At 33.7% G+C, this 9,773-nt stretch carries 8 protein-coding genes and 1 riboswitch; of the genes, 3 read left to right on the top strand and 5 right to left on the bottom strand.

Annotated features, from left to right (window positions below):
• Positions 1-408 precede the first annotated feature (408 nt).
• From HMPREF3247_RS03465 to xpt, 5 genes are all read right to left on the bottom strand, one after another.
• On the bottom strand, positions 409-1,515 hold the full coding sequence (locus HMPREF3247_RS03465) for an Abi family protein (protein ID WP_000361524.1): 1,107 nt from the start codon (positions 1,513-1,515) through the stop codon (positions 409-411).
• Positions 1,516-2,026: 511 nt separating this feature from the next.
• Positions 2,027-3,568, bottom strand: a complete 1,542-nt coding sequence (guaA, locus tag HMPREF3247_RS03460) for a glutamine-hydrolyzing GMP synthase (RefSeq protein WP_000424968.1) — start codon at positions 3,566-3,568, stop codon at positions 2,027-2,029.
• 24 nt (positions 3,569-3,592) lie between these two features.
• Entirely contained in the window at positions 3,593-5,059 is a 1,467-nt protein-coding gene (gene guaB, locus HMPREF3247_RS03455) for an IMP dehydrogenase (RefSeq protein ID WP_000264071.1), read from the bottom strand.
• Between the two features lie 37 nt (positions 5,060-5,096).
• On the bottom strand, positions 5,097-6,365 hold the full coding sequence (pbuX, locus tag HMPREF3247_RS03450) for a xanthine permease PbuX (protein ID WP_000793023.1): 1,269 nt from the start codon (positions 6,363-6,365) through the stop codon (positions 5,097-5,099).
• The gene (xpt, locus tag HMPREF3247_RS03445) at positions 6,365-6,943 is read right to left on the bottom strand and encodes a xanthine phosphoribosyltransferase (RefSeq protein ID WP_000421410.1); all 579 of its coding nucleotides are present in this window, start codon (positions 6,941-6,943) and stop codon (positions 6,365-6,367) included. Before xpt ends, pbuX begins: the two co-directional genes overlap by 1 nt.
• Before the next feature lie 230 nt (positions 6,944-7,173).
• Positions 7,174-7,276, bottom strand: a riboswitch (purine riboswitch).
• 179 nt (positions 7,277-7,455) lie between these two features.
• Between xpt and HMPREF3247_RS03440 the strand changes: the two genes are divergently transcribed.
• The 3 genes from HMPREF3247_RS03440 (at position 7,456) to HMPREF3247_RS03430 (ending at position 9,742) form a co-directional block, all read left to right on the top strand.
• Positions 7,456-7,863 carry a general stress protein gene (locus tag HMPREF3247_RS03440; RefSeq protein WP_000763768.1) on the top strand — a complete coding sequence of 136 codons (408 nt, stop codon included), beginning with the start codon at positions 7,456-7,458 and terminating at the stop codon, positions 7,861-7,863.
• A gap of 142 nt (positions 7,864-8,005) precedes the next feature.
• Positions 8,006-8,668, top strand: coding sequence for a hypothetical protein (locus HMPREF3247_RS03435; RefSeq protein WP_000394698.1), 663 nt, complete (start codon positions 8,006-8,008; stop codon positions 8,666-8,668).
• 117 nt (positions 8,669-8,785) lie between these two features.
• Positions 8,786-9,742 (top strand): prolipoprotein diacylglyceryl transferase, encoded by a 957-nt coding sequence (locus tag HMPREF3247_RS03430; RefSeq protein WP_000956135.1) that lies wholly within the window; start codon positions 8,786-8,788, stop codon positions 9,740-9,742.
• The last annotated feature ends 31 nt before the right edge of the window (positions 9,743-9,773 follow it).

Raw genomic sequence — 9,773 nt, 5'->3', positions numbered from 1 at the left:
GCCTATCATTTGCTATATATAATTATTCCCACTCGATGACAAGAGTACTTTTCGTTAATTTGTACCAGTTTATAACTATTGATATATCAAGATTTTCAATGCTCTATACTTCTCAACAGTTCATGTCACTGCATAATTTACGTATTCATTGCCTACAACGTATGAGATGATATATCAAATCAACTCTACAAGGTTGTAAAATATCAACATTGAAAGCAAGGTACATTTACTCATTATTTGTGGCGGATAAAAGATAAATGCTTTTTATTACTCCTATAAAATAAACCGACCATATTATAATTCAACATTTTTATAAATATAGTGTTATTTGAAAATCTTTCTAACTACAACACAGGGCATTATTCAGCATAAAAAGACAATCACTTAGTTATTAGTGTGCGCTATTTTTTATTTAGTTATTTTAAAGTAAGAAAGGTTATTTTCAATAACTCCTAACCTAGAAAGTTTAATAAAGTTATGTTCTGAACATTTATTCTCTATCTTAGTTAGAGTCTCATTCCATTCAATAATATTATTTTCTGGCATACTCATAAATATTTTCTTCATAGCTAATAAAAATGTAACTAACCTTTGCTGATATTTATACTTTTCTATATTTACATACATTTCCTCATCACTATGATGTTTTGCACAGGTGTTTGTAAAATTAATTCCATAAATTATATCTGTGTGAGCTATTCTATTTCTCAAAAACCTGATACTATTCAACCATGCACACAATAACTTTTCTGGAAGTTTTATGCTTATACCAGTATTTTTTTCTATTAAATTTTCAATTCGCTTACTTACTTTATTTCTATAAGTTGGTAATGTAGTTCTATAAAAAGTAGACAAATCTCCAAAACTAAAATTTTGGAATAAAACCCAAGCTGGTATAATATTGTATTTTTTAATATTATGTTTAACGTTATCGTTACTTTTCTTTTTTTCTATAGCTCTCCAAAAAACATTTTGTAACCTATTGAACTCTTTTAGCTTTTTGGCAGAATATTTATACTCATCATTAACTTTCTCAAAATATAAATCTTTATCTAAATAGAACAGTGTCGAAGGCTTGTTATTATACTCAATTTCTAACATATATACTTCTAAAATAATATTTCTTATATGAGTTTCCAACATATTTACTAAACTAAATAATTGTTTCAATAAATATCTATCAAATTTATAAAGTATATATACTTCATCAAAATTTTTCGGCTCATCTTTACCAAATTCATTATACATAAAATGCTTCAAATTATAATAGCCAACACTATGTAAAAGCTCCACACATTTTTCTTTTGACTTAATTTCAGGAAAATATAAATTTTTAGTTTCTAATTTATATAACATTTGTTCTATTGTAAAGGGAGTGGGTATTTCACTTTTAGGAGCATCGTTTAGTGTCTCAAAAGTTACTTTTAAATTATCATACTCTTTAACGTCGATTACTTTTTCTTTATACATTATGCCTTCTAATTCTTTTAAGTTAATTTCAAGTGATTTATCCATAACTATAAATTCTCCTATTACAAAAAAAAGGCCAACTGTGTTTCGCATTGCTAAGAGGCGTTAGTTGACTTCTAATAAATTAATATTAATCTAAGGGGTGTCAATTGTCAATTGTAATTCAATCATTCTTGTCTTCTCAAACCTCACTAAATCATCAATAAATATAGGTTCTAACATAATCAGATTTACCTTATCGCCAAATATTCTATGATAACGACCACTTTCTTTTATGTAGTACAAAAGATATTTATTTAAAACTCTTGTCTCTTAGTAACAAATAAATTTTCTCTCACTCCTCTAACGGATATCATCTACAATCATTGTATGACTAGGATTGTCGTTAAATACTTCTTCTACATTTTTGTCTAACTTCTCATCATCTCCGTCTCAAAATATAAGAAAGAGATGATTCCCATTATTTCACGTCATGATGTTGCCCATGCCAAGCACACCAAAAAGGCTGGAAACCGCATAGTAACGGTAACTCCAGCCTATCATTTGCTATATATAATTATTCCCACTCAATTGTGCTTGGTGGTTTTGATGTAATGTCATAGACTACGCGGTTGACGTGATCTACTTCGTTTACGATACGACTAGAAATCTTTTGTAAGACTTCCCAATCGATGCGTGCGAAGTCACTTGTCATACCGTCGATAGATGTTACTGCACGAATACCTACTGTGTGATCATACGTACGGTAGTCTCCCATAACACCTACTGATTGAATGTTTGGTAACACTGTGAAGTATTGCCAAATTTCTCTTTCAAGACCTTCTTCTCTAATCACTTGGCGTAAAATCGCGTCTGATTCTCTAACGATTTCTAGTTTATCTTCAGTAATTTCTCCAAGTACACGAATACCAAGACCAGGTCCTGGGAATGGTTGTCTCCACACTAAATGTTCTGGAATACCTAATTCAATACCTAATTTACGTACTTCATCTTTAAACAATGTATTGATTGGTTCGATTAATTCGAATTCCATGTCTTCTGGTAATCCACCAACATTGTGATGTGATTTGATTGTTTGTGCTGTCTTGGTACCTGATTCGATAACGTCTGTATAAAGTGTTCCTTGCGCAAGGAAGTCTACACCTTTCAGTTTTGATGCTTCATCATCAAATACATATACAAATTCATTACCAATGATTTTACGTTTTTGTTCAGGATCTGAAACACCTTTTAATTTATTCATAAAACGATCTTTCGCATTAACACGAATAATATTCATGTTGAACCCTTCACCGAATTGTTCCATAACCATGTCGCCTTCACCTTTACGAAGTAAGCCATGGTCTACAAAGATACATGTTAGTTGATCCCCAATTGCTTTATGCAATAATACAGCAACAACAGATGAATCTACGCCACCACTCATCGCACATAATACACGACGGTCGCCTACGCGTTGACGAATCTTTTCAATTTCAATTTCGATAAAGTTTTCCATTGTCCATTGACCTTTACACTCACAAACACGACGTACGAAGTTGTTTAACAAATCATTACCATATTCTGTATGACGTACTTCTGGATGGAATTGAACACCATAAATGCGACGTTTCTTATCTTCGATTGCTGCATAGTCTGTACTTGGGCTATCAGCGATAACTTCAAAGCCTTCTGGAATTTCAATAACTTTATCAGAATGACTCATCCAAACAGTTTGTTCTGCTGGTAAGCCAGCGAATAACTCATCTGACTTCGCATTAATGATTGCTTTACCGTATTCACGTTCATTGGCACGCTCAACTTTACCACCTAGTAATTTAGTAGTTAATTGCATGCCGTAACAAATACCAAGTACTGGAATTCCTAAATTATATATTTCCGGATCAATTGTAAATGAACCTTCTTCATAAACTGAATTTGGACCACCTGATAAGATAATACCTTTTGGATTCATTTTCTTAATTTCTTCAATTGAAATTTCATGATCGTGTAATTCACTATAAACGCCCATTTCACGAATTCGGCGTGTAATTAATTGGTTGTATTGGCTACCAAAGTCTAAGACAAGGATTAACTCTTGTTCTTTTGCCATTTCCATATTTGTCGTTCTCCTTTATCTTAATTAGAATGAGTAGTTCGGTGATTCTTTCGTAATTTGAATATTATGTGGGTGACTTTCTGCTAAACCAGCAGGGCCCATACGTGTGAATTGTGCTTCTTCGCGTAATTCTCTTAAATCGTGTGAACCAGTATAACCCATACCAGCACGCACACCGCCCATTAATTGGTAAATTGTATCTTGTAACGCACCTTTATATGCCGTACGTCCTTCGATACCTTCAGGAACAAATTTCTTAGGCGCTTTGTCTTCTTGGAAGTAACGGTCGTTTGAACCTTTTTCCATCGCACCTAAAGAGCCCATACCGCGGTATACTTTATATTGTCTACCTTGGAAAATTTCTGTTGCGCCTGGGCTTTCTTCAGTACCTGCTAATAAGCTACCTAACATAACCGCATGTCCACCAGCAGCTAATGCTTTAATGATATCTCCTGAGAATTTAATACCACCATCAGCAATGATAGCTTTACCATGTTTGCGTGCTTCAGTTGCACAATCATAAATTGCTGTAATTTGTGGTACACCAACACCTGCTACAACACGCGTCGTACAAATTGAACCTGGGCCAATACCAACTTTAACAATATCTGCACCCGCTTCAAATAAATCTTTTGTTGCTTCTGCAGTTGCTACGTTACCAGCTACTAATGTGATTTCTGGGTAAGTCTTCTTAATATGTTTCACTTGATCGATAACGCCTTTAGAGTGACCATGTGCTGTATCGATAACTAAGACATCCACACCTGCTTCGACTAATTTTTGAGCACGAATATCAGTGTCTTTTGAAATACCGATTGCTGCGGCTACAAGTAGACGACCATGTTCATCTTTTGCTGCATTAGGGAATTCGATTACTTTTTCAATATCTTTAATAGTAATAAGACCTTCTAGACGTCCGTCTTTAACTAATGGTAACTTTTCAATCTTATGTTTTTGGAGAATTTTTTCTGCTTCTTCAAGTGTTGTATTCACTGGAGCTGTAATTAAATTTTCTTGCGTCATTACATCTACAATTTTAATCGAGAAGTCTTCAATAAAACGTAAGTCACGGTTTGTTAAAATACCTACTAAGTTGCGATCTTCTTTATTATCAACAATTGGTACACCTGAAATACGGTATTTACCCATTAATGCTTCTGCTTCATAAACGCTTTCTTCTGGCGTTAAGAAAAATGGGTTTGAAATGACACCATTTTCTGAGCGTTTTACTTTTTGAACTTCGTCCGCTTGTTCTTCAACGCCCATATTTTTATGAATAACACCTAAACCACCTTGACGAGCCATAGCAATCGCCATTTTAGATTCAGTTACAGTATCCATACCAGCAGAAATAACTGGAATATTTAATTTAACTTTGTCTGATAATTGTACGCTTAAATCAACGTCTTTCGGTAAAATATCAGATTGTGCTGGAATTAATAACACATCATCAAACGTTAATGATTCTTTTGCAAATTTACTTTCCCACATTAAAAACAGCCTCCATTTTTCAAATTAATTAGTTATATTATTTCACATTTTCTTCCGTTTGTTTATACTTTATTCCATTAAAAAAGAAATTAAGAATAATTGCAGAGATTGCGCCTAAAACAATTCCGTTTTGAGTCAACCATGCAAATTGTTCACCTAAACCTTTAAATGCTTGTGGTACAGCGCTTATACCAGTACCTAATCCTACTGATACAGCGATAATTAATAAATTGTTTTGATTTTTAAAATCGATATGTCCTAATATACTAACACCATATGCCATTACCATGCCAAACATAGCTATCATCGCACCACCTAACACAGGTAGCGGTATGATATTTGCTAATGCACCAAGCTTAGGTATACAACCACATATAAGTAATAACACGACCATGCCGTATATAACATTATTTTTCTTAGCGCCGGATAAAGAAACAAGTCCTACATTTTGCGAATAGGCTGTATACGGAAATGAATTGAATATAGAACCTAACACTATCGCTAGACCTTCCGCAGTATAACCTTTACGAAAATCTTTTCTTTCTAACTTCTTACCGGTAATTTCACTTAACGCATGATAGACACCTGTCGACTCAATTAAACTAACGATAGCTACAATAAAGAACACTAACGTCGATGTCACATCAAAGCTAAATCCAGAGAATCTAAACGGCACTGGGATGCCTAACCAACCGGCATGATTGACTTGATTAATATCGACCATCCCAAGTAAGCCAGCACCTATCGTTCCTAAAACGAGTCCAATTAATATGGCAATACTCTTAATAAATCCAGTTGTGAATCTTTGTAAAACAAGAATAATGATTAATGTCATTAAACCTAACAAAATGTTCTTAACATCTCCATAGTCCTTTGCACCTTGACCTCCAGCTAAGTAATTCATTGCTACTGGCATTAAATTGATACCAATGATAGTAACAACACTACCCGTTACTACTGGTGGGAAGAATTTTACAAGATGTGAAAAGAAAGGCGCGATGATAATAACTAATATCCCTGATAAAAATAGCGAACCATAAAGTACATCTATTCCTTTCGTTTGACCAATTAAAATCATGGGCGCAACAGCCGTGAATGTACATCCAAGAACGATTGGTAATCCTGTTCCTGTTACTTTATTGGCTTGTAAAAATGTGGCAACCCCACACATAAATATATCTACTGTAACTAAGTAAGCGATTTGTTCAGGTGTAAACTTCAAACTTGTACCAACAATGATTGGAACTAAGATGGCACCTGCGTACATAGCTAAAAGATGTTGAACACTTAGGATTAAATTTTTCATTATTCTTCTCCCACCAATGTCACTTTGTTTCCTTCTAGTGAAGCAACCTTGCAGAGAGAAGAAACTGTTAAACCTGCTTCTTCTAAACGTTGATGCCCATTTTGGAAACTCTTTTCAACAACAATACCAATACCAGCTGTCTTAGCATTCGCTTGCTGTGCGATATCGTATAATCCTAATGAAGCATCACCATTTGCTAAAAAGTCATCGATGATGAGTACAGTATCTTCTTCTGATAAAAATTCTTTTGAAACAATGACCGTACTTGTTTTATTTTTAGTAAATGAATGAATAGATGTTTCATAATAACCATCCGTCAAAGTGCTAGGTTTTGCTTTTTTCGCAAATAAACATGGCACATCAAAATGCAGTGCAGCCATGATTGCAGGTGCGATACCGGAAGCTTCAATGGTTAAGATTTTAGTAATCCCTTTATCTTTAAATTGCTCGTAAAAAGTGCGACCAACTTCATTCATTAACTTTGCATCAATTTGATGATTTAAAAATCCATCGACTTTTAAAATCTTCTCATCAATGACAACGCCGTCTTCCTTTACTTTTTGTCCTAGTAACTCCACTCTTAAAACCTCCTCAGATTTGTGTGAAACATTTTGCTCTTAAATTGGTGCTAGATACAAAAAAATCCCCAAACTAAATAATAGTTTCAGGGTTTATGAGTGAACGAACATGCATAACGAATTTGTCATGCAATCAATGTAAAAGAAGTTTCATCAAATAAACTGTGACCATCATATAAAATGATATAAATCACCCACCATGGTTACAATTTAATGGCTGAAGCTACTCCTAGTATTGTGTTGTTACTCATAGTCATGTCGTTCAAGGCAACATGGTAGAAACTTCTAAAGCCATATTCTTTAGATTATATGAGTTTATGTAAATTATTTAACGATAATAGCAAATTTTCGGCATTTTTTCAATAACTGCTTAGGTAATCTTTTAATAGTTTTATAAATGTACAGAGACGTTTAATGCGAATGAAGACTTATAACTTAATAATGTAAGGGTTTTACTTTATAATAAGAAGGGTAAAAGATTAAATAAACAAATTTTTAAAGGGGCGACAACTATGGCAGATATTACTGTAGTAAATGACACTGGCGAATTATACAACGTAATCAATCAAAAGAAATCTGAAGGTTATTTAGAATCAGAGCTAACAATTATTAGTAAAAGTAAATTACACCTAAATGACTTACACGACTCTGAAATCTCCCTTATCTCAACAAGTGGAACATTTAGTGATAGAATGACTAAACTGTTAACAGGAGAAGATGGTGAACATGCAGTTTTATCACGTTACAACTTAGCGCCTGATGAATTAGAAAAATATAAACAACTTATTTTAGACGATAAAATGTTAGTTGTAGCGGTTCGTGACAAATCATCACATCAAGAAGTGCATGAAAATAATTCAGCTTATGAAGAGATTGATATTACACATTTTGCTGAAGCATCTAAAGGTCCCAAAGCTTAGTTATCACACTGAATTCAAAATGAGATTACTGTACTGTCTAATTTAAGATAGTACAGTTTTTTATACCATTTAAAAGTTTATGAACAGTCTTTTACAGCAGGCGATTATGCTATAATATTATTTAAATTGGGGAGGTGTTCTTATGGAATTTAAAACCATTCAATCTGTCAAAGATCCACATTACAACGAAGCACTTAAACTTTACGATACTAAGTTAAATTTATCTTTAACTGAAGATAAACGTATCATCAAACGCTCATTAGAAAACAACAAAACCGAAAACGATTATGTCTTTATCGTAGGCTTAGAAAACGATGTTGTTGTCAGTCTAGCAACTGCACATTATGAAGCCACAACCAATTCAGCATTTTTAATTTATTTATTCGCAAAAGACCTACCCAACCATGATGAGTTAATGACGCAAACATTACATCAAATTGAACATGAACTAAACTTATTATCAAACCTTGTTCATTCTAGAAGTATTAACTTTTTAATGATGGAAGTCCCTAAAGAACCTGCAGATTTAACACAAGATAATGGACTCATTATTGAACACCGTAGACAGTTTTTATACGAACATCAATTTGAAAGACAAACTGAAATTGATTACATTCATCCAACTAATGATGGTCACACTAAAAAAGTGGACTTATTTTTAAAGAAAAATATTAAACTGACAAAGGATATCTACGGTACAAGTGTTAAATCAAATTATATTTTGAAGTATGTATTTGCAAATGGTATCGCACGTGAAATTATTTATGCTTTATTAGAAGAAATGGATTTACGTAAACCATTTTAAACAAACTTGAAATCACTAACAATAACGTTTAAACTATGTATGAAGCAAGACTGACGTTTCACTGCCCGTAGACAAACGTCAGTATACATAAAGCATATGCAGAAAGGACTTTAAAGTATGTTAACTAAAGAATTTGCACAACGCGTAGAACTAAGTGAGAAGCAAGTCCGTAAAATTGTTCAACATTTAGAAGAACGTGGTTACCAACTAAGCAAGACTGAATATCGTGGTCGTGAAGCAACTGATTTCAAAGAAGAAGATATCGAGCTTTTCAAAGACATTGCCGACAAAGTAAAACAAACAAATAGTTATGATCTAGCGTTTGATGAATTAGAAAAAGAAAAAGACTTCCTGCAAGTCATTGTCAAAAACGATGACAAAAACTTACCTACTAATCAAAATGTCGCTCAATTAGTAGAAGATTTACGCCTAGAAATCCAGAAAATGCGCGAAGAACGTCACCTACTTGGTCAAATGATGAATCAAGTACATCAGCAACAACAAGAATTAAAAGAACTTCAAAATCAACTTACATCTAAAATCGATTCAAATAGCGAATCCTTAAAAGCTATCCAAACATCACAAGAGGCTATCCAAGAAGCACAAGCATCTCAAGCTAAAGTATTGGCTGAATCAACAAATAAAGTTGAAAAGAATGCTGTTACTGAAGATAAAGCTGACAGTAAAGATTCGAAGGTTGCTGGAGTGAATACGTCAACAGACGCTAAGACGGATACTAAAGCAGACAATGCAGGCGATGGCACTACTACTAAAGTAGATAAAGAGGATCAAATTTCTGCAACTGAAGCAATTGAAAAAGCCAGCGTTGAGCAGTCTAAAAATGGCAATGCAGCTGAGACTTCAAATAAAGAAGCTACAATAGATGCAGAAGCGCAACATGATGCTGAACAACAAGTAGCAGAAGCCCATGCAGAAGCTTCTAAACAAGCTACTTCGAACGATTCATTGGAAGCGAAAGCAGAAAATGACAGCACAGCTTCACAGTCTGAAATGTCAGAACCAAAACCTCAAGAAGAGAAAAAAGGTTTCTTCGCACGTTTATTCAACTTGTAGGGAGTGGGACAGAAATGATATTTTCGCAAAA

It is taken from the genome of Staphylococcus sp. HMSC36A10 (assembly GCF_001838845.1).
Taxonomy (GTDB): Bacteria; Bacillota; Bacilli; order Staphylococcales; family Staphylococcaceae; genus Staphylococcus; species Staphylococcus aureus.
This window is presented reverse-complemented; position numbering and strand designations above follow the sequence as displayed.

Coding starts and splice junctions, on each gene's coding strand:
- HMPREF3247_RS03430 (WP_000956135.1), top strand. CDS start 8,786: ATGTTAACTAAAGAATTTGCACAACGCGTAGAACTAAGTGAGAAGCAA.
- guaA (WP_000424968.1), bottom strand. CDS start 3,568: ATGGAAATGGCAAAAGAACAAGAGTTAATCCTTGTCTTAGACTTTGGT.
- guaB (WP_000264071.1), bottom strand. CDS start 5,059: ATGTGGGAAAGTAAATTTGCAAAAGAATCATTAACGTTTGATGATGTG.
- pbuX (WP_000793023.1), bottom strand. CDS start 6,365: ATGAAAAATTTAATCCTAAGTGTTCAACATCTTTTAGCTATGTACGCA.
- HMPREF3247_RS03435 (WP_000394698.1), top strand. CDS start 8,006: ATGGAATTTAAAACCATTCAATCTGTCAAAGATCCACATTACAACGAA.
- HMPREF3247_RS03440 (WP_000763768.1), top strand. CDS start 7,456: ATGGCAGATATTACTGTAGTAAATGACACTGGCGAATTATACAACGTA.
- HMPREF3247_RS03465 (WP_000361524.1), bottom strand. CDS start 1,515: ATGGATAAATCACTTGAAATTAACTTAAAAGAATTAGAAGGCATAATG.